This window comes from Sphingomonas pseudosanguinis (assembly GCF_014196255.1).
In the GTDB taxonomy this organism is placed as follows: domain Bacteria; phylum Pseudomonadota; class Alphaproteobacteria; order Sphingomonadales; family Sphingomonadaceae; genus Sphingomonas; species Sphingomonas pseudosanguinis.
On the sequence record NZ_JACIDH010000011.1, the window covers coordinates 85,873 to 105,379 of the forward strand.

The 19,507-nt window shown below is 66.6% G+C and carries 18 protein-coding genes and 3 tRNA genes; 11 read left to right on the forward strand and 10 right to left on the reverse strand.

Going from position 1 to position 19,507, the window contains the following annotated elements; all coding sequences use genetic code 11:
• Positions 1–9 precede the first annotated feature (9 nt).
• From GGR48_RS12410 to GGR48_RS12435, 6 genes are read left to right on the forward strand one after another with little or no spacing between them, the layout of a single operon-like run.
• On the forward strand, positions 10–867 hold the full coding sequence (locus GGR48_RS12410; RefSeq protein WP_183952199.1) for an MBL fold metallo-hydrolase: 858 nt from the start codon (positions 10–12) through the stop codon (positions 865–867).
• Positions 852–1,595 (forward strand): DUF4230 domain-containing protein, encoded by a 744-nt coding sequence (locus GGR48_RS12415; protein ID WP_183952200.1) that lies wholly within the window; start codon positions 852–854, stop codon positions 1,593–1,595. Before GGR48_RS12410 ends, GGR48_RS12415 begins: the two co-directional genes overlap by 16 nt.
• A 55-nt stretch (positions 1,596–1,650) precedes the next feature.
• Positions 1,651–2,637 (forward strand): quinolinate synthase NadA, encoded by a 987-nt coding sequence (gene nadA, locus GGR48_RS12420; protein ID WP_183952201.1) that lies wholly within the window; start codon positions 1,651–1,653, stop codon positions 2,635–2,637.
• Positions 2,634–3,470 carry a carboxylating nicotinate-nucleotide diphosphorylase gene (gene nadC / locus GGR48_RS12425; protein WP_183952202.1) on the forward strand — a complete coding sequence of 279 codons (837 nt, stop codon included), beginning with the start codon at positions 2,634–2,636 and terminating at the stop codon, positions 3,468–3,470. Before nadA ends, nadC begins: the two co-directional genes overlap by 4 nt.
• A gap of 34 nt (positions 3,471–3,504) precedes the next feature.
• Positions 3,505–3,900, forward strand: coding sequence for a hypothetical protein (locus GGR48_RS12430; RefSeq protein ID WP_183952203.1), 396 nt, complete (start codon positions 3,505–3,507; stop codon positions 3,898–3,900).
• Complete coding sequence (locus GGR48_RS12435) at positions 3,897–4,604, forward strand: ribonuclease T2 family protein (protein ID WP_183952204.1); 708 nt, start codon at positions 3,897–3,899, stop codon at positions 4,602–4,604. The genes GGR48_RS12430 and GGR48_RS12435 overlap by 4 nt, the downstream gene beginning before the upstream one ends.
• A gap of 10 nt (positions 4,605–4,614) precedes the next feature.
• Here the strand turns inward: GGR48_RS12435 and GGR48_RS12440 are convergent, their stop codons facing one another.
• From GGR48_RS12440 to aroA, 7 genes are all read right to left on the reverse strand, one after another.
• Complete coding sequence (locus GGR48_RS12440) at positions 4,615–5,034, reverse strand: DUF4112 domain-containing protein (RefSeq protein ID WP_183952205.1); 420 nt, start codon at positions 5,032–5,034, stop codon at positions 4,615–4,617.
• A gap of 5 nt (positions 5,035–5,039) precedes the next feature.
• Entirely contained in the window at positions 5,040–6,476 is a 1,437-nt protein-coding gene (locus tag GGR48_RS12445) for an ABC transporter substrate-binding protein (RefSeq protein ID WP_221211501.1), read from the reverse strand.
• A gap of 2 nt (positions 6,477–6,478) precedes the next feature.
• Positions 6,479–6,562: transfer RNA gene (locus tag GGR48_RS12450), tRNA-Leu, on the reverse strand.
• A gap of 110 nt (positions 6,563–6,672) precedes the next feature.
• Complete coding sequence (locus tag GGR48_RS12455) at positions 6,673–6,957, reverse strand: integration host factor subunit beta (RefSeq protein ID WP_183952206.1); 285 nt, start codon at positions 6,955–6,957, stop codon at positions 6,673–6,675.
• A gap of 144 nt (positions 6,958–7,101) precedes the next feature.
• The gene (rpsA, locus tag GGR48_RS12460) at positions 7,102–8,811 is read right to left on the reverse strand and encodes a 30S ribosomal protein S1 (RefSeq protein WP_007405816.1); all 1,710 of its coding nucleotides are present in this window, start codon (positions 8,809–8,811) and stop codon (positions 7,102–7,104) included.
• A gap of 385 nt (positions 8,812–9,196) precedes the next feature.
• Positions 9,197–9,832, reverse strand: a complete 636-nt coding sequence (cmk, locus tag GGR48_RS12465; protein WP_183952207.1) for a (d)CMP kinase — start codon at positions 9,830–9,832, stop codon at positions 9,197–9,199.
• Positions 9,829–11,160 (reverse strand): 3-phosphoshikimate 1-carboxyvinyltransferase, encoded by a 1,332-nt coding sequence (gene aroA / locus GGR48_RS12470; RefSeq protein ID WP_183952208.1) that lies wholly within the window; start codon positions 11,158–11,160, stop codon positions 9,829–9,831. The genes cmk and aroA overlap by 4 nt, the downstream gene beginning before the upstream one ends.
• A 95-nt stretch (positions 11,161–11,255) precedes the next feature.
• On the opposite strand from aroA, the gene GGR48_RS12475 reads away from it, so the two are divergent.
• The 3 genes from GGR48_RS12475 to GGR48_RS12485 all read left to right on the forward strand — a co-directional run bounded on the left by GGR48_RS12475 (position 11,256) and on the right by GGR48_RS12485 (position 11,893).
• A complete protein-coding gene (locus GGR48_RS12475; protein WP_037569181.1) occupies positions 11,256–11,579 on the forward strand; it encodes a TIGR02300 family protein in 324 nt (107 codons plus the stop codon).
• A gap of 87 nt (positions 11,580–11,666) precedes the next feature.
• A tRNA-Ala gene (locus tag GGR48_RS12480) sits at positions 11,667–11,742 on the forward strand.
• A 75-nt stretch (positions 11,743–11,817) separates the two neighbouring features.
• Positions 11,818–11,893, forward strand: a tRNA-Ala gene (locus tag GGR48_RS12485).
• 533 nt (positions 11,894–12,426) lie between these two features.
• Here GGR48_RS12485 and GGR48_RS12490 read toward each other — a convergent pair.
• The 3 genes from GGR48_RS12490 to GGR48_RS12500 form a co-directional block, all read right to left on the reverse strand.
• Entirely contained in the window at positions 12,427–13,887 is a 1,461-nt protein-coding gene (locus tag GGR48_RS12490; protein ID WP_183952209.1) for a methyl-accepting chemotaxis protein, read from the reverse strand.
• 168 nt (positions 13,888–14,055) lie between these two features.
• The gene (locus GGR48_RS12495; RefSeq protein ID WP_183952210.1) at positions 14,056–16,071 is read right to left on the reverse strand and encodes a M3 family metallopeptidase; all 2,016 of its coding nucleotides are present in this window, start codon (positions 16,069–16,071) and stop codon (positions 14,056–14,058) included.
• Entirely contained in the window at positions 16,068–17,204 is a 1,137-nt protein-coding gene (locus GGR48_RS12500; RefSeq protein WP_183952211.1) for a PLP-dependent cysteine synthase family protein, read from the reverse strand. Before GGR48_RS12500 ends, GGR48_RS12495 begins: the two co-directional genes overlap by 4 nt.
• Before the next feature lie 108 nt (positions 17,205–17,312).
• Between GGR48_RS12500 and GGR48_RS12505 the strand changes: the two genes are divergently transcribed.
• A complete protein-coding gene (locus tag GGR48_RS12505) occupies positions 17,313–17,783 on the forward strand; it encodes an Lrp/AsnC family transcriptional regulator (RefSeq protein WP_183952212.1) in 471 nt (156 codons plus the stop codon).
• Between the two features lie 463 nt (positions 17,784–18,246).
• Positions 18,247–19,227, forward strand: coding sequence for a bile acid:sodium symporter family protein (locus tag GGR48_RS12510; protein WP_183952213.1), 981 nt, complete (start codon positions 18,247–18,249; stop codon positions 19,225–19,227).
• Positions 19,228–19,507 lie beyond the last annotated feature (280 nt).

The window sequence follows — 19,507 nt, forward strand, 5'->3', positions numbered from 1 at the left end:
TGATCGATGATGGCTGAGCATCCGACCGGCATTCCGATCCTGCTTGAGCCGCTGGTCACCCGCGTGCTCGCCCCCAATCCCTCACCCTTCACGTTCACCGGAACGCAGAGCTATGTGGTGGGGGACAGCGATGTCGCGGTCATCGATCCCGGCCCCGATGATCCGTCGCATCTCGCGGTCCTGGAGCGGGTGATCGCCGGCCGGCCGGTCCGCGCGATCCTGATCACCCATCACCACCGTGACCACAGTCCGGCGAGCCGCCCGCTCAGCCGGTCGACGGGCGCCCCGATCGTCGGGTCGGCACCCCGCGTTCGTGGCGGGGAGGATGGCCGGGCCGACGCCGCCTTCGACCGCGACTATGTCCCCGACCGGGTGCTGGCCGAGGGCGATGTCGTGCGGGGCCATGGCTGGAGCTTGCGGGCGATCGCCACCCCCGGCCATACCTCCCAACATCTCGCCTTCGCGCTTCCCGAAACCGGGGCACTGTTTTCGGGCGATCATGTCATGGGCTGGTCGACCAGCATCGTGTCGCCGCCCGATGGCGACATGACCGAATATATGGCCAGCCTCGAAAAGCTGATGGGGCGCGACGACCGGGTCTATTATCCCGGGCATGGCGAGGCGGTGGACAATCCGCAGCGGCTGGTGCGCGGCATGCTGGGGCACCGCAAGCAGCGCGAAGGGCAGATATTGCGGCTATTGAAGGAAGGCGCGGCCCTTCCGGTCGAGGCCATGGTCGCGCGCATGTATGTCGGCCTGAACCCCAAGCTGGTTCCGGCGGCGGAACGATCGACGCTGGCGCATCTTTATGACCTTCGCACGCGCGGGCTGATCCGCGAGGAGGGAGCAACATGGACGATCGCGTGACCCGGCCGGCTGAACCGTCCCGACCCGAACCCGCGCGTCGCGGCGGCGTCGGTCTGTTCCTGACCAAGGTGGCCGGCGTGCTGATCCTGCTGGTGCTGGCGGGCTTGCTGGTGGCGTGGGGCGTGCAGCGCTATGTCGCCGAGCGGCTGACCCCCGATCCGACGACGATCGCGCGCGCCAGCCTGGAGGGGCTTCGCGAGCAGAACCGGCTGTCGGCCTTCGCCGCGCGCTATGTCGCGGTCGTCACTTCGCGCCAGTCGCAGCTGGGCTTTTCGACCGAGCGCACGTTGATCATGCCGGGCATGGTCCGTTACGAGGTCGATCTGGCCAAGCTGCGCCAACAGGATGTGCGCTGGGATGCAACGAGCCATACGCTGTCGGTCACGCTGCCGCCGATCGAGATCGATGGGCCGCAGGTCGATCTGGCCGCCATCCGCGAATATGGCTCGGGCGGCGTGCTGACGACCTTTACCGATGCCGAACAGCGGCTGGATGCCGCCAATCGTTCGGCGGGGCAGGTCGAGCTTCTGCGTCAGGCCCGTGCGCCCGCGCCGATCCGGCTGGCACGCGATGCGACGCGCCGCGCGGTCGAGCGCAGCTTCGCCATGCCGTTGCGTGCGGTCGGAGTGGAGGCGACCGTCCGGGTCCGCTTCGCCGACGAGGCCGCCAATGACGAGCGCTGGGACACGACGCGCCGCGTCGACGAGGTTCTGGGCAACACCCGTTGACGACCATGCATCTCCCCGATTGTCGGGGCACGGCCAAGCCCCTAGGGGAGGGACCATGACCATCCAGACGAATCTGACGGGCCTCGACCTGCGCGCCGAGATCGACCGGCTCCGCAAGGAACGCAATGCCGTCATCCTCGCCCATTATTATCAGAAGCCCGAGATTCAGGATCTGGCCGATTTCGTCGGCGACAGCCTGGACCTGAGCCGCAAGGCGCAGGCTACCGACGCGGACGTCATCGCCTTTTGCGGGGTGCGCTTCATGGCGGAGACGGCCAAGATCCTGTCGCCGGACAAGATCGTCGTGCTGCCCGACATGGCCGCCGGGTGCAGCCTGGAGGATAGCTGCCCGCCCGAACAATTCGCCGAGTTCCGCGCGCAGCACCCGGATCACATCGCGCTGACCTATATCAACTGCTCGACCGAGGTGAAGGCGCTGTCCGACATCATCGTGACGTCCTCGTCGGCGGAGCAGATACTGGCGCAGATTGACCCGGCGCAGAAGATCATCTTCGGCCCCGATCGCAATCTGGGCGGCTATCTGGCGCGCAAGACCGGGCGCGACATGTTGCTCTGGCCGGGCGTGTGCATCGTGCATGAGGCGTTCAGCGAGACCGAACTGCTGAAGCTGCGCGCCGAGCACCCGGATGCGCCGATCGCCGCGCACCCCGAATGTCCTGCCGTCATCCTCGACCATGCCGATTATGTCGGCTCGACGCGCGGCATCCTGGAGTTCGCGCAGAGCATCACCGGCGACACGCTGATCGTCGCGACCGAGCCGCACATCATCCACCAGATGCAAAAGGCGATGCCGGGCAAGACCTTTATCGGTGCGCCGGGCGCGGACGGCAACTGCAACTGCAATATCTGCCCGTATATGGCGCTGAACACCATGGAGAAGCTGTATCTGGCGCTCCGCGACCTGACCCCGCGTGTCGAGATCGAGGAAGGCCTGCGGCTCCAGGCCAAGAAGAGCCTCGACGCCATGCTGACGCTGGCCAGTGGCACGGTCGGCAAGGGCGATCTGGGCCCGCGTTCATGATTGAGGGCTTCGACCTCGACGGTTTCGTCACCGCGACGCTGGCCGAGGATCTGGGGCCGGGCGGGGACATCACTTCGGCGGCGGTCATCCCGGCCGGGGCACGCTTCGTCGGCACCATGGCGAGCCGCGACGCGATCACCGTCGCCGGCCTGCCCATCGCCGAGGCGTTCTTCCGCCGGCTCGACGCCGATGTCGTGATCGAACGGCTGGTCGAGGACGGGGCGAGCGTCGCCCCCGGCACCGCGCTGCTGCGCCTGTCGGGCAAGGCGCGCGCGATGCTGACGGCCGAGCGGTCGGCGCTCAACACCGTCCAGCATCTGTCGGGGATCGCGACGATGACGGCGGCCTATGTCGCGGCGATCGCGGGCACGGGGGCGACGCTGCTCGACACCCGCAAGACCATCCCCGGCCTGCGCCTGCTGGAGAAATACGCCACCCGCATGGGCGGCGCGCAGAACCATCGCATGGGCCTGTGGGATGCGGCGATGATCAAGGACAATCACGTCGCGGTCGCCGGCGGCATCGGTCCGGCGGTCGCGGCGGCCAAGGCGGCGGGGATCGCGCGGATCATCGTCGAGGTGGATTCGCTCGACCAGATCGAACCGGCGCTGGCCGCTGGCGCAACCCATTTGCTGCTCGACAATATGGGGCCGGCCGAATTGGCGCGGGGCGTGGCGTTGGTCGCCGGACGTGTGCCGACCGAGGCGTCGGGCGGCGTCCGGCTCGACACGATCCGCGCCATCGCCGAGGCGGGCGTGACCTATGTCAGCGTCGGTCGCTTGACCCAGTCGGCGCCGGCGGCGGATATCGGCCTGGATTTCGCCACCGCCTGACCGGCGGTGGCTTTGTGATGAAGAGAGGGGACGCGTGCGACCGAAATCGGTGATCCTGGGCGAGCGCCTGTCGCTGCTCGCCATCGTGCTGCTACTGGTGCTGGCGGTGCTGGGCTGGAGCGATACCGTCGCGCAGGCCGGGGTCGGCGTGGCCCTGTTCGCCAATGGCCTGCTGATCGGTCTGTTCCTGCTCGCGACCTTGCTGACGACGCGTATGGCGAGCCGGTTCGGCCTGGGGCTGCTGTTGGTGATGACCGTGTTGAACCTTGCCGGGTTCCTGTATCAGATTTCGGTCGGCGCGGTGGCCGAGGGACTGTTCGGCGTATTGACGGCGGTGCAGGCGGCGGCGTCGCTGGTCGCGGTGGTCATGCTGATGCGGCCCAATGCGCTGGCCTGGTATCGCGCGATGGCGGAGGTGGACGAAGCATGAAGACGATGTTGATCGGGCTGGCGATGCTGGCCGTACCGCAACTGTCCGGCGCGCAGGCGCTGGAGTGCCGCGCGCCGGGCGCGATCCCGCGTATCCGCCCCGACCTGCCCAGCGCCAGCCAGCCGACGCGGATCGTGCCGATCGGCAGCTATACGCTGGCCATTACCTGGAGCCCGCAATATTGCCGGAATCCGAAGGGGGACAGTCGCTTTCAGTGCGCGACTGGCAACCGCTTCGGCTTCACGCTGCATGGGTTGTGGCCCGATGGTGAGGGCAAGGAATGGCCGCAATATTGCAAGCCGACCGCGATCCTGCCTGCCGCCGTGGTCCGCCGCCACATGTGCGCGACCCCTTCGGCGCAGCTGATGCAGCATGAATGGGCCAAGCACGGCACCTGCATGCCCGGCTACAGCCCCGCGCGCTATTTCCAGCAGTCGAACGCGCTCTACCACGCGTTGCGCTTCCCCGACATGAATGCGCTGTCGCGGCGCGATGGCCTGACCGCTGGCGATCTGGCGAGTGCGGTCGCCTCGGCGAACCGGGGCATGAGCGCGGACATGATGCGCGTGACCGCCACGCGCGACGGCTGGCTCGACGAAATCTGGATCTGCCTGAACAAGGCGTTCCGCTACACCCGCTGCCCGGCGCATCAGGGCGGGCTTCAGCCGAACGCGCCGATCAAGATCTGGCGCGGCGGCCGCTAAGCCGACCGGCTTATCCCTCCACCGTCACGGTGGAGGGGTGATGCTTGTCGAGATGCTTGCGGATGATCCGCAGGTTGCGGGTGTTCGAGCGGAACATGACGTCGGCGGCATCGCCGACGATCGGGATGAAGCCCAGCACCGCATCGAACCCGACATTGGCCATCATCCGCGCCATGTGGAATTTCGACAGGCCCAGATTGCGCGCTTCCCAAATGATATAGCTGCCCAGCGCCGCCGCCGCGATGTCGCCGACGATGGGGATCAGGCCCAGCATCACGTCCAGCCCGATCGGGCGGTTGATGCCGGGCAGAACGACCACCCGCTCCAGCAGCCTTTCCATCGCCTCGATCCGCTGACGGCTGGCGGTGATGCTCTTGTCGAGCGGCAGGGCATCGAAGGTCGTCGGGTCGATCGGGGAAGCTTTGGCCATCCCGATCAATTGGTGTCGGCGCGCAGCCGGTTCAATGGATGCCAGGCCCGGCTGTTCGCCTGATATTGCCGCAGCCGGTTGGTGACCAGCGACCAGCGCAAGGGGCGGGCGAGCGGGATATACGATACGTCGCTGTTCACCGCGGCATCGGCGGCGGCGATGGCAGCGCTGCGCTCGGCCAGCGTCGGGGCGAGCCTGGCCCGATCGATCGCGATACGCGCTGCGTCGCCACAGGGGGCACAGGCCATCGCCAGATACCAGCGCGCGCTGTCGAACGGTGCGACCGCGTCGACCAGTCGCAGGTCGGCGGGGGCATCCGGCGCGACCCGCTCGGGAATGATGCCGACGCCCAGTAACGCCGCGCCGATCTGACCATAGAGCAGATTGGCCCCCGGCCCGCGTGGCAGGGCGATGCGCAGCGCCACGGGCTGTCCCCAGGCGACGACCCGCGCCCGGGCGGCGGCACGCCGCGCGTCGAGGGTCAGCAGCGCCCAGTTGGGCACTTGCGGCGGCGCGTCCGAGTCCAGCGTGTCGGGCAGCAACCGGTCGGTCGCCTCCCAATTGGGCGCGATGGCGCTCAGGATCGCCTGTCGGTCAAACAGCGCGGACAGCGCTTGACGATTGGCGGGATCGGCAAGAAATCCGTCGCGATTGGCGATGGAGAAGCCGAACAGTCCCGCCGCTGGATCGACCCGGATCGCGGCGGGGCTGACCCGTAGCTGGTCGAGCAGCGGCCAGTCGCTGAACCGCCCGCCCAGCATCGCGTCCGAGCGGCCTTGCGAAAAGCGAAGCAGCGCCCGCGCCGCCGACTCGGAAAACAGCGCGACATCATCCTCGGGGGAGGGGGCGTCGTCGTCATCGGGATCGGCCCGGCGCGGATCGACGATCGGCCGCAGCATCAGCGGAACGCCCGACCGGATGATGCGAAACGGCCCGGTGCCATGCCGGCTGCGATCAATGATCGCCATTTCGGGCTGCGCAAACAGCTTCAACAGATCGGGGCGCGGGCGCGACAGGCGCACCTCGATCACCTGCGGCGTCATGACGACGATCTCGTCGATCGCGGTCAGAAAGGGGGCGAGCGGGCTGGCCGACCGACCCGCCACCATCCGGCGCAGGATGGCGACCACCTGTTCGGCGGTCACCGGCGTGCCGTCATTCCATTTCGTATCACGGAGCCGGAAGATATAGCTGCCGCCATCATCGATGACGATCCAGCGCTCGGCGAGGCCCGGTTCGATCTGGCCATTGGCGTCGAACCGCACCAGCCCTTGCGCCAGCGAATCCCGCAACAGGCGGTGTGGCATGCCGCCATCGCCCTGTATCGGCGACAAGGACGCGCCGACCTTCGGATCGTGGCGTTCGACGGCGCTGACGACGACCGGCCCGGTATCGGCGCGCCGCCCACAGGCGGTTGCGGAAACCAGGGCGGCGCCGAGCAAGATGGTGCGGACGGCGGGACTCGAACCCGCACTCCATAGGAAGCCGATTTTAAGTCGGCAGCGTCTACCGGTTTCGCCACGTCCGCGCACGGGAACAGGAAGAGACGAGGATGCCGCGCAGGTCAAGCGAAGAGCGACCGTGGTGCGCACGTCATCGGCGCGGCGATGCGCTTTCCGCCGTTCCGGGCCAGTACAGTCAGGCCTCGACGTTCAGGCGGGCGCGCATTTCCTTGCCGGGCTTGAAATAGGGAACGCGCTTGGCGCAGACATCGACCGTCTCGCCGGTGCGGGGGTTGCGGCCCGTGCGGGCATCGCGGGCGCGGGTGGAAAAGGCACCAAAACCGCGAAGTTCGACGCGGCCGTTCGCCGCCAGTCGCTTGGTGATCTCATCGAAGAATATCGTGACGATCAGCTCGATTTCGCGCGGGTTAAGACCCGGATTTTGCTGACCGATTTTTTGCACCAATTCCGAACGGATCATCGTCTAGTCCCAAGCTACAGACCGGCCGTTCCTAACCTGTGTTTCTCGCTCCTGAAAGCGATTTTATTATACGATCGGCTTCTGTCTGCCCGATTTGGACAGAACCGGGACATGTTAACGTAAACATGCCCCGGTTCCAGGACCTTACTTCTGGGTGCGGGCCTTCAGAGCCTCGCCTAGGATGTCGCCCAGCGATGCGCCCGAATCGGACGAACCGTACTGAGCCACCGCCTGCTTCTCTTCGGCGATCTGCATCGCCTTGACCGAGAAGGTCGGCTTCTTCGAACGATCGAAGCCGGTGACCATCGCGTCGAACTTCTGGCCGACCTGGAAGCGCTCGGGGCGCTGCTCGTCACGGTCGCGACCCAGATCGGTGCGCTTGATGAAGCCGGTCGCACCATCGTCGCCCGCCTGGACTTCGAGGCCCGCATCGCGGACTTCGAGGACGGTCACGGTGACGACCTGGTTCTTGTTCAGGCGATCGCCCGCCGCAGCCACGCCGCCAGCGACCGGGCCGCCGCGCTCGAGCTGCTTCATGCCGAGCGAGATACGCTCCTTCTCGGGATCGATGTCCAGAACCACGGCCTGAACGACTTCGCCCTTGCGGTGCAGGTTGAGGGCATCCTCGCCCGACACGCCCCAGGCGATGTCCGACATGTGGACCATGCCGTCGACATCGTTGTCCAGGCCGATGAACAGGCCGAACTCGGTCGCGTTCTTGACTTCGCCCTCGACGGTCGAGCCGATCGGATGGGCCGCGGCGAACGCTTCCCACGGATTGGCCTGAGCCTGCTTGAGGCCGAGGCTGATGCGGCGCTTTTCCTGATCGACTTCCAGGACCACGACATCGACTTCCTGCGAGGTCGACACGATCTTGCCCGGATGGACGTTCTTCTTGGTCCAGGACATTTCCGACACGTGGACCAGGCCTTCGATGCCCGGCTCCAGCTCGACGAACGCACCATATTCGGTGATGTTCGTGACGCGGCCCGACAGCTTGGCTCCGACCGGGTACTTGGCGCCGGCGCCATCCCACGGATCGCTCTCGAGCTGCTTCATGCCGAGCGAGATGCGCTGCGTGTCCTTGTTGATGCGGATGATCTGGACGCGCACGGTGTCGCCGATCGCGATCATCTCCGACGGATGATTGACGCGCTTGTACGACAGGTCGGTGACGTGCAGCAGGCCGTCGATGCCGCCCAGGTCAACGAACGCACCGTAATCGGTGATGTTCTTGACGACGCCGTCGATGATCTGACCCTCGGCCAGGCTCTGGATCAGGCCCGAACGCTGCTCGGCGCGGGTCTCTTCCAGGACCGCGCGACGCGACACGACGATGTTGCCGCGCTTGCGGTCCATCTTCAGGATCTGGAACGGCTGCGGGATGTCCATCAACGGGGTGACGTCGCGGACGGGGCGAATATCAACCTGCGAGCCGGGCAGGAACGCCACGGCGCCGTTCAGGTCGACGGTGAAGCCGCCCTTCACGCGGCCGAAGATCACGCCTTCGACGCGGGCCGACTTCGAGAATTCGAGCTCCAGCTTGTCCCAGGCGGCTTCGCGGCGGGCGCGATCGCGGCTGAGCATCGCTTCGCCGTGCATGTTCTCGACGCGGTCGACATAGACCTCGACCTCGTCACCGACCTTCAGGTCGGCCTTCTGGCCGGGGGCAGCGAATTCGCGGAGGGGCACACGGCCTTCCGACTTCAAACCGACGTCGATGACGGCCATGTCGTTTTCGATCGCGGTGACGGTGCCATGCACGACGCGACCCTCGAAGCTGTCGGCACCGCCGAACATGTCATCGAGCATCGCCGCGAAATCGTCGCGCGTGGGCTGGGGGTTGGTTGCCATAAAAGGGTTAGGTTCCTGAGAGTTTTTCGCCTCCGGCCCGGGCGAACCCAAGACCTTCGACGATGGCCGCGCCGACCCCATGTCGACGCCACCAGGCCCGAAGATGTGACTGAAACACGGAAAAGCGGCGGTCCGCGACAAATGCGGAAAGGACGCTGAGGGCAGGGCCCTGCGTCAGCCTCTCCGCGGAACAGGGTCCGCGAGCGGGGCGCCTATAGCGGAAAAGGGGGTTTGGCGCAAGGAGAGGGCGGGGCGGGACAATCCTCCCCTGCAAGGGGAGGTGGCATCGCGACAGCGATGACGGAGGGGTGTCACCCTCTCGATAGCGGGATACCCCTCCACCACCGCTTCGCGGCGGTCTCCCTCCCCTTGAAGGGGAGGAATTTCAGGAGCGCACCTTCGCCGCGACCTGCGCGTCGACGAACTGGATCGCGCGGGCGACCGCCGCGTCGATCGTCAGGCTGGACGTATCCAGCGCCGCCGCATCCGCCGCCTGGGTGAGGGGCGCCGTCGTCCGGCCGCTATCGCGTTCGTCGCGGGCGCGGATGTCGGCCAGCACCTGTTCGAAGGTCGCGGTCGAGCCGTTCGCCGCCAATTCGTTATGCCGCCGCCGCGCGCGCACCTGCGGGCTGGCCTTGACGAACAGCTTGGCGTCGGCGTCGGGGGCGATGACGGTTCCGATGTCGCGTCCGTCGAGGATCGCGCCGCCCGGTTGCTGCGCGAACCGCTTCTGCCGCTGGAGCAGCGCGGACCGGACGAGCGGATGGGCCGACACGACCGAGGCGAGCTTGCCCGTCTCGTCATCGCGCAACGCCGGATCGGCGAGCAGGCTGTCGTCGAAGCTGCACGCGGCAACCGCATCGGCCTCGCGCGTTGGGTCGAGATGCATGTTGCGCACCGTCGCCGCCACCGCGCGGTAGAGCAAACCGGTGTCGAGATGCGGCAGGCCATAATGGTGGGCCAGCGCGCGGGCGATGGTGCCCTTGCCGCTGGCAGCGGGGCCATCGACGGCGATGATCATGCCAGCGCTCCCAGCTTTTCCAGCGTGTCGAAGAAGATCGGGTAGCTGGTCGCGACCGGCGCGGCATCGTCCAGCGTGATCGGCTCGCGCGCATGGAGCGCGGCGATGGTCATGCTCATCGCGATGCGGTGGTCGAGCAGCGTGGCGATGGTCGCGCCGCCGGGGATGGACTCGCCACCGGTGCCGGTCACGGCCATGCCGTCCTCGAACTCCTTGCAAACGACGCCGCACGCGCCGAGCGCCTCGGCCATGGCGGTGATGCGGTCGGATTCCTTGACGCGCAATTCCTCCGCGCCGCGCGCGATGGTCGTGCCCTTGGCATAGGCCGCCGCGACGAACAGCACGGGATATTCGTCGATCATGCTCGGCGTCAGCTCGGGCGGGACCTCGATCGCCGACAGGGGCGCGTGGCGGATGCGCAGATCGGCGACCGGCTCGCCACCGACGATGCGCGCATTCAGCTCGGTGATGTCGGCACCCATCATCTTCAGCGCGGCGATGATGCCGGTGCGGGTGGGGTTCATGCCGACATTGGTGACGGTCACGTCCGCGCCCGGCACGATTGAGGCCGCGACCAGCCAGAACGCCGCCGAGGAGGGGTCGCCCGGCACGACGATATTCTGCGGCTTCAGTTCGGCTTCCCCACGAATCGTGATGACCCGGCCTTCGGGCGAGGGGGTGACGGTCAGGTCAGCGCCGAAGCCGGCCAGCATCCGCTCGCTATGGTCGCGGGTCGCGACCGGCTCGATCACCGTGGTTTCGCCCGGCGTGTTGAGACCCGCGAGCAGGATTGCCGACTTCACCTGCGCCGAGGCGACGGGCAGGGTGTAGCGGATCGGCACCGCCGGGTTGATGCCCCGGACCATCATCGGCAGGCGGCCACCCGGCGTATCCTGGAACTGCGCGCCCATTTGCGACAGCGGATCGATGACACGGCCCATCGGGCGCTTTGACAGAGAGGCGTCGCCGATGAAGGTCGCGGTGATCGGATGGCTGGCGACCAGCCCCATCAGCAGGCGCGTCGAGGTGCCCGAATTGCCCATGTCGAGCGCGGTCTCGGGCTGGAGCAGCCCGCCGACGCCGACGCCGTGGATCACCCAGACCCCGTCATCCTGCCGGACGATGTCCGCGCCCATGGCCCGCATCGCGGCGGCGGTGGCGAGCACGTCCTCGCCCTCCAGCAGGCCCTCGACCCGGCTTTCACCGACCGCGAGCGCGGAGAGCATCAGCGAGCGGTGGCTGATCGATTTGTCGCCCGGAACGGCGATGGTGCCGCGAAGGGCGGCGGCGGCTCGCACGGTGCGAGGCTGGGGAAGGGTATGCGCCATGATGGCGCGGGCTTTTGACAGGGGCCTTGCGCTGTGGCAAGGCGCGCCCACTTTTCGCTCCGGCGGAAAACCCAATCCGAAAGGTGATGAACGGCATGATCAAGCCGGAATGGGGCACGAAGCGTACGTGCCCGAAATGCGCGACGCGCTTTTACGACCTCGAAAAGGACGACCCCGTCACCTGCATCAATTGCGGGACGCAGTGGGAGCCCGAGCCCATCCTGAAGTCGAAGCAGCCTCTGCCGTTCGAGCAGAACAAGCCCGAGAACAAGGAAGCCGACAGCGATCTGGCGGGCGGTGACGACGAAGATCTGGACATCACCGGTGAGGACGAAGAGCCCTCGCCCGACGATGAGGTCGATCTGGGTGGCGATGACGACCTGGGCGTGGAAACGTCCAGCGAGGAAGACGAACACTAAGAGGTTCGACGGGGTTCGGCAGGGACCTGAAAAAAGTACTTGCCGAGCCCCGACAGCCCCGCTAGTGGGCTGCCTCCACAGCGGAACGGGGCCGTAGCTCAGCTGGGAGAGCGTCGCAATGGCATTGCGAAGGTCAGGGGTTCGATCCCCCTCGGCTCCACCATTCCGCCGGAACATACAGCGTGTCCCGACACGCTGACCGCCAGACCCGATCCCACTCTGGTCTGTGTATATCGATGGGGCCGTAGCTCAGCTGGGAGAGCGTCGCAATGGCATTGCGAAGGTCAGGGGTTCGATCCCCCTCGGCTCCACCATCCTTTCAACAGCATGATGTTCGATGACCGCCACGGCCATGCCGGAGGGCGGTTTTTGGCGTTTTGGTCCATTTATTGGTGGCGTGGAGGGAGAGCCGTTCGTCTCGATGTGTTGGCCATCGTGAACACGCGGCACCTTCGCCTTACAGCACCACCCCGGCGAAGGCCGGGGGCCAGTTTCAATATCGTTCGTGACGCACCCTGCGATGCCCTTCCGCTGCCCGATCGACATCCACGCTATTCCTCCCCTGCAAGGGGAGGTGGCAGGCCGAAGGCCTGACGGAGGGGTGTCGTGGCTGGTAAGGTAGGAATAACTCGCGACCGGGGACACCCCTCCACCATCCTTCGGATGGTCCCCCTCCCCTTGCAGGGGAGGAATGATGAAGGCCTTATTTGACTATCGGTACGACCCGACGCAGCGCGATCGAGCCCAACCTTCGCTGGTCTGGTGCGAAACGGATACCGAAGATTAAAAAGAGCGGCCCCCGGGTTTCGCCGGAGGCCAGAGGGGGTGGGGTAAGGAGCGCGGCCGATCAGGCGGCGGCCAGGCGCCGTTGCAGCCGGTGGACGGGGTTGGCCGGATCGCCCTGCACGGTCGACAGCTGAAAGCGTGCCACTTCGGTCGCCAGGATCTCCGCTTCCTGCGCCAGGCTGCGTGCGGCGTCGGTGGCCTGCTCGACCATGGCGGCGTTGCGCTGGGTCACGCTATCCATTTCGGAGACGGCGGTGTTGACCTGCTGCAACCCGACCGATTGCTGGCCGGCGGAGTCGGCGATGCGCGAGACCAGTTCGCTGATCTCGCCGATCCGGCCGATGATCCGCTGCAACGCCTCACCGGTCTCGTTGACCAGCGCGACGCCGGCGGCGACCTGATCGGACGAGGCCATGATGCGGGTCTTCACGTCCTTGGCGGCCTCGGCCGAGCGCTGCGCCAGCGCGCGCACCTCGCTGGCGACCACGGCGAAGCCCTTGCCTGCCTCACCGGCGCGCGCGGCCTCGACGCCGGCGTTGAGCGCCAGAAGATTGGTCTGGAAGGAAATGCCGTCGATGACCGAGATGATCTCGCTGATCTCGGCCGAGCCGCGTTCGATCCCGCTCATCGCCTCGACCGCGCGGCGGACGATCTGGCCCGATTCCTCGGCTTCGCTGCGCGCCTCGCCGACGATGCGGTTGGCCTGCGACGCGCCATCGGCGGTCTGACGGACCGTGGTGGTGATCTGCTGCATGGCGGCGGCGGTTTCCTCCAGCGAGGCGGCCTGCTGCCTGGTGCGGTCGGACAGGTCGTCGGAGGCCTGACGGATGTCGCCGGAGCCGACGCGGATCTGCTCGCCCGAATGGGTGACGACGCCCAGCGTCTGGCAGAGCTGGGTCCGCATCGCCTCGAAACTATGGGCCAGCGCCTGATATTCGGCGGGCAGGCCGTCGAGCGAGGCGGTCAGGTCGCCCTTCGCCATGCGTTCGAACACGGCCTCGCACCGCTGGATGACGGCGCGACGCCCGGCCTGCTCGGCCTCGAAATAGGCGGCGAGCGCGATGTCCATGTCGATCAGCGACGCCTTGACCAGCGCGGTCGCCGCCTGCGCCCGGCGGCGGGCGCCGAAGGGCCAGAACAGACGGCCGAGGATCAGCTTGGGCAGGACATATTCCAGCATCCGCGCATAGCCGCTGATGTACCAGGTCGGCGCCAGCCCGATCTTGGCATGGATCTGCCCGATATGCGTCGACGACGCGGCATAGTCGCTGTCGAGCGGGCGCGAGAACAGCTTGCGCCAATGCTCCATCTGCTTGTCGCGCGCATGATCCATCCGCGCCTGCGATGCGAACAGGCCGCGTATCTGGGAAGTGGCGGCGATGTGGCGATAGAGTGCGGTCAGCGCGGCGGGCGCATGGCGCTCGATCGCGCGCTTGACCATGGGGAAGGTCCGATAACTCCCCGCGCTATAGTCGAACGCGGCAAGTCTCTGTTCAAAATCAATATGTTCCGATCGGCTCACGGCACATCCTCCTGCCGGCAGAATGGGCTGTGGAGGGTTAACGGGCGGTACAGAAGGCGCGTCGCCTACAGATTTTTTGTCATAATCTGCGTTAACGCGGGGAACAAAAAATAATTTTCGATTTTGAATGACGGGACAGGATCTTGCGACCCCATCCCGTCACGATGGTCAGGCGGCCAGCCCGTGATGGCGCAACAGGGCGTCCGGCTGCGGTGCGCGACCGCGGAACGCCTTGAAATTCTCGGCGGCGGGGCGGCTCGCCCCGCGCGCCAGCACTTCGCGACGGAACCGATCGCCCGCCGCCTGACCTTCCTCGGCAAAGGCGGCAAAGGCATCCGCCGACAGCAGTTCCGCCCACAGATAGCTGTAATAGCCCGCCGCATAGCCGCCCGCGAAGATATGGCTGAAGCTGTGCGGGAAGCGGTTCCATTCGGGCGGATGGATCACCGCCACCTGGGCACGCACGGCGTTCAGTATGTCCATGACCCGGCCGCCCCGGGCGGGGTCGTAATCGCGGTGCAGCGTCAGGTCGAAGGTCGCGAACTCGATCTGCCGGAGCAGGAACAGCCCCGCCTGGAAGCGCCGCGCCGCCAGCATCTTGGCGAACAGCGCCTCGGGCAGCGGCTCGCCCGTGTCGACATGCGCCGACAGCGAGGTCAGCGTGTCGCGATCCCAGGCGAAATTCTCCATGAACTGGCTGGGCAGCTCGACCGCATCCCACTCGACACCCGAAATGCCGCCGATCGACGGCAGATCGACCTCGGTCAGCAGGTGATGCAGCACATGGCCGAACTCGTGCAGCAGCGTGACGACGTCGCTGTGCGCCAGCAGCGCGGGCTTGTCCCCGGTCACCGGCGGGAAGTTGCAGACCAGATAGGCGATCGGGCGGTGGAACCGGTCGGCATCGCGGAAACGCGGCCGGCACACATCCATCCAGGCGCCGCCGCGCTTGCCGGCGCGCGCGTAGAAGTCGCAATAGACGCCCGCGACGACGGTGCCGTCCTTGTCCTGCACGTCATAATAGCGGACATCGTCGTTCCACACCGACACATCGGCCCGCTCGACCAGCCGGATACCGTAAAGCCGCTCGATCAGCGCCACCGTGCCGTCCATGACGCGGGGCAGGGGAAAATAGGCGCGGATCGCCTCGCGATCGACGCCGAACCGCTCGCGCCGCATATGCTCGGCGACATAGCCCATATCCCAGGGCTCCAGCTTGGTGATGCCGAACGTCTCGGTGGCGTAAGCGGTCGCCTCGACGATCTCGGCTTCCGCCAGCGGACGTGCGCGGGCGGCGAGGTCGGAGAGGAACGCCAGCGCCTCGTCCGCCGATTGCGCCATCTTGGTCTCGACCGAGCGTGCGGCGGCGTCGGAGAAGCCGAGCAGCTGCGCCGCCTCGTGACGCAGCGCCAGGATCTCGTCGATCCGCGCCGAATTGTCATGGCTCGGATCGGCGGCCTGGTCGGAGGCGCGGGTTGCGAAGGCGCGTGCGACGCGGGCGCGCAGATCGCGATCGTCCGCCTGGGTCAGGATCGCCTGCACGCTGGGTTCGCGCAGCGTCACCAGCCAACCGTCCAACGCCTTCTCGGCAGCATAGGTCGCCAGGATCGCCTTGGCATTGTCGGTTAGACCGGCGAGCATCGCCTCGTCGGTGATATGCTCGCTCCATGCCTCGGTCGAATCGAGCACGGCATTGCCGAATTCGGTGGCCAACCGGTTCAGCTCGACGCCGATCGCGCGGAACCGGGCCTTGGCATTCTCCTCCAGCGCGACGCCCGACAGGCGGAAGTCGCGACGGGTCAGCGCGACGCTGCGCGCTTCCGCCTCGCTCAGGGGGGCCAGATCGACCCGGTTGAACGCGGCGAACATGCGCGGGTCCTGGCCCGCCTCCATGCCATATTCGGCCAGCATCGCCTGCGCCTCGGCATAGGCGGTGCGCAGTTCGGGCGTATCGGCGACCGAATGAAGATGGCTGGCGGGCGACCAGCCGCGTGCGATGGCGAAGCCCGCCCGCTCGCTGGCCAGCACCACGCCGTCGAAGTCGCTGGCATTCGATCCACCGATACGATCGGCGGCGGCGCGGGCGTCGGCGATCAGCGTCTCGACCGCCGGCACCAGATGTTCGGGCCGCACGGCGGCGAAGTCGGGCAGATCGGTATCGGCGAGAAGGGGGTTGGTCGTCATTCGGCGTCCTTGAGCAACATGGTTCGCAAGGCCATTTCGGCAGCGTCGACGCTTTCGGCAAGCCCCTGCCTGTCCAACCAGCGCCGGTCGTGGTGACAATCGGCATAGCGCGCGCCATGGTCGCAGATCAGCGTGGCGATCGATCCCGCCCGGTCCTCAGTGGTCATCTCTAGCGCCAGCAGGGCGGCGGCGACGAAGTTCGCACCCGTCGACGGACCGACCGGCCGGCCGAGCAGATCGCTGACCACCCGCATGCCGGCGATCGACACCGCATCGGGCAGCTTCATCATCCGGTCCACCGTGCCGGGCAGGAAGGACGGCTCGACCCGCGGCCGGCCGACGCCCTCGATCCGCGAGGGCAGGGGGCAGCGCGCCAAGGGGTCCTGATCGCGATAGCCCTGGTAAAAGGCGCTATGCTCGACATCGGCGACACACAGCCGGGTGGCGACCCCGCGATACCGGCAATGCCGTCCGATCGTCGTGGCGGTGCCGCCGGTGCCCGCCCCCGCGACGATCCATGCCGGTATGGCATGCGGCTCGCCCGCCATCTGCGCCAGGATGGCCGAGGCGATATTGTCGCAGCGCCAGTCGGTGGCGGGCGCCGCATTGGTGAACTGGTCCATATAGACGCCGCTCAGCGCATCGGCGAGGTCGCGGGCTTCGTCGTATAGGCGGTGCGGCTCGACCAGATGGCATTGCCCGCCCTGCGCCTCGATCGCCTGGATCTTGGCGCGCGCGGTAGTCATCGGCATGACGGCATGGAAGGGCAGGGCGAGCAGCCGCGCGAAATAGGCCTCCGACACCGCCGTCGACCCGGACGAGGCCTCGACCAGCGGGCGGCCCTGCCGGATCACCCCCGCGACGATCCCGCTGGTGAACAGCGACCGCGCCAGCCGATGCTTCAGGCTGCCGGTCGGATGCGCGGCCTCGTCCTTCAGATACACGTCGACCAGCGGTGCGGCGGGCAGGTTGAGAGCCAGTAGCGGCGTCTCGGGGCAGCGGCGGCGGTCGCGATCGAGCACGGCCAGCGCGGTGGCGATGAAATCCTGATCGACCGAACGCTGCGCGATGGTGATGCCCAGAGCCTCATGCGCGGGTAGCGCGCTGGCGCGGGGCGGAGCGGTCGTGATCATGATGGTATCCCTTCTGTACCAAAGGATATGCCAACTGCCGCGCCAAATCATACCAAAGTGGGCGTTCTATGGCGTGATCATCGCGTAAAAATCCCGTATGGAAAGCCAATGATCGATAAAATTGACACCGCGATCCTGGCGCAGCTTCAGGTGGACGCCGACCTGTCGGTCGCCGAGATCGCCGCGCGCGTGAACCTCTCGCAAAACGCCTGCTGGCGGCGCATCCGGCGGCTGGAGGAGGAGGGGATCATCCTGCGCCGCGTCGCGCTGCTCGATCCCGAGAAGCTGGATGCGGGCATGACCGTCTTCGTCAGCGTGCGCACCGCCGAGCATAGCGCCGCCTGGCTCGACGAGTTCGCCCGCGCCGTCAGCGACATGCCCGAGGTGGTCGAATTCTACCGCATGGCGGGCGAGATCGATTATCTGCTCAAGATCCGCGTGGCGGACATCAAGGCTTATGACCGGGTCTATAAGCGATTGATCGACCGCGTCCGTCTGGTCGACGTGAGTGCCGCCTTCGCGATGGAGGAGATCAAGCACAGCACCGCCATTCCTCTGCCAGGCCGATCGAACGGCTAGCGGCATACGATTGCACTTCCTGCAAGTGTATTTGATCACCTTGCATTTGCATCTGCTCGTGCTGCAGCGCAAAAGGATCGGGCCTTTCAGGCATCCTCTCCTAAAAACTTTTGGCCGGTCGCAAGACCGGCCTTTTTTTTGGCCTCGATTTCCCCTACGGAATGCGTGCGTCGTCAGCCAATATAAAGACGAATCGATAATCGGGAGTGGAAGCCGCCGGGAAGACCGGCACCGGCGGACGATCGGGACGGGGGTTGAGCGATGCGGCGATCGCTCCCCCCGTTTTGATTTTACCCTCCCGTCATCACCATCGTGACAAAGCCGAAACCCGCAGGCGCGGTGGGGCAACATAAGGCGCTCCGGCCCTCTGCCATGGCATGATGCGCGAAACTTCCCTATCCGACGGGAATTGCTGGAGGAACGGCGCGGCCGTGCCGACCATGCCACCCCGATAGGAGCGCCGATGTTCAAGCGCCTGTTGTCCGTCTTCGAACCATTCGTCCTGACCCTGCTGGGCACCGTGCTGTTGGCGACGCTCTTGCCGGCGCGTGGTGGTTTCGCGCTCTTCGCCGGCTATGTCGCGGATGCGGGCATTGTGCTGCTCTTCTTTCTCCATGGCGCGAAGCTGTCGCGCGACGCGATCTGGCAGGGCTTGCGCAACTGGCCGCTGCATCTGGCGGTGCTGGCGGTGACCTTCGGCCTGTTCCCGCTGCTGGGACTGGGATTGTCGCGATTGCCCGGGATCGATCCGGGGATGGCGGCGGGCATTCTCTTCCTGACCCTGTTACCCTCGACCGTCCAGTCGTCCATCGCCTTCACTGCGATTGCGCGCGGCAATGTCGCGGCGGCGATCTGTAGCGCGTCCTTCTCGAACCTCCTCGGCATATTGGTCACGCCCGCGTTGGTCGCGGTGCTGATGCAGGTCGACGGCGGCAAAGGCGTATCGCTCGCCTCGATCGAAGGGATCGTACTGCAATTGCTGGCGCCCTTCGTCCTCGGCCATCTGCTGCGCCCCTGGATCGGCAGCTTTGTCGGACGGCACAAGGCGATGCTGACCATCGTCGATCGCGGCTCGATCCTGCTGGTCGTCTATACCGCGTTCGGCGCGGCGGTGGTCGAAGGCCTGTGGACGCGCGTATCTCCGGGCGATCTCGGCCGCCTGACGCTCATCTGCCTCTTGCTCCTGGGCGTGATCCTCGCGCTGACCTTCGCCATCGCGCGCGTCATGCGGTTGCCGAGGGAGGATGCGATCGTCCTGCAATTCTGCGGATCGAAGAAGAGCCTGGCCTCGGGCGTGCCGATGGCGGGCGTGTTGTTCCCGGCGGCGCAGGTGGGCATCCTCCTCCTGCCGATCATGCTGTTCCACCAGATCCAGCTGATCGCCTGCGCGGTGCTGGCACGTCATTATGGTGAGCCGGGTAGCGGGGCAGGGGCGGAAGGCTAACGCCGGCTTGTGACGGGGGTTGGTCAGAAAAACGACGATGTTGTGAAAAAGGTGTTGACCCTGAAAACCGACCCGCCTAGAGGGGCTTCACCGCAGCGGTGGCCGACACGGCCGACCGAGGCAGCTACGACAGACTGGCACACTGGACGCCCTGGGAACGGGGAGTGGTGGTGTTGCCGGTGGTTTTGTTGTCGGGCTCTTTGACATTGTAGGTTAGATGAAGGGACATGCGGGCGGCGGCTTGGCGGTCACTCACACATTCAAGGTGTGTTGGGGATCG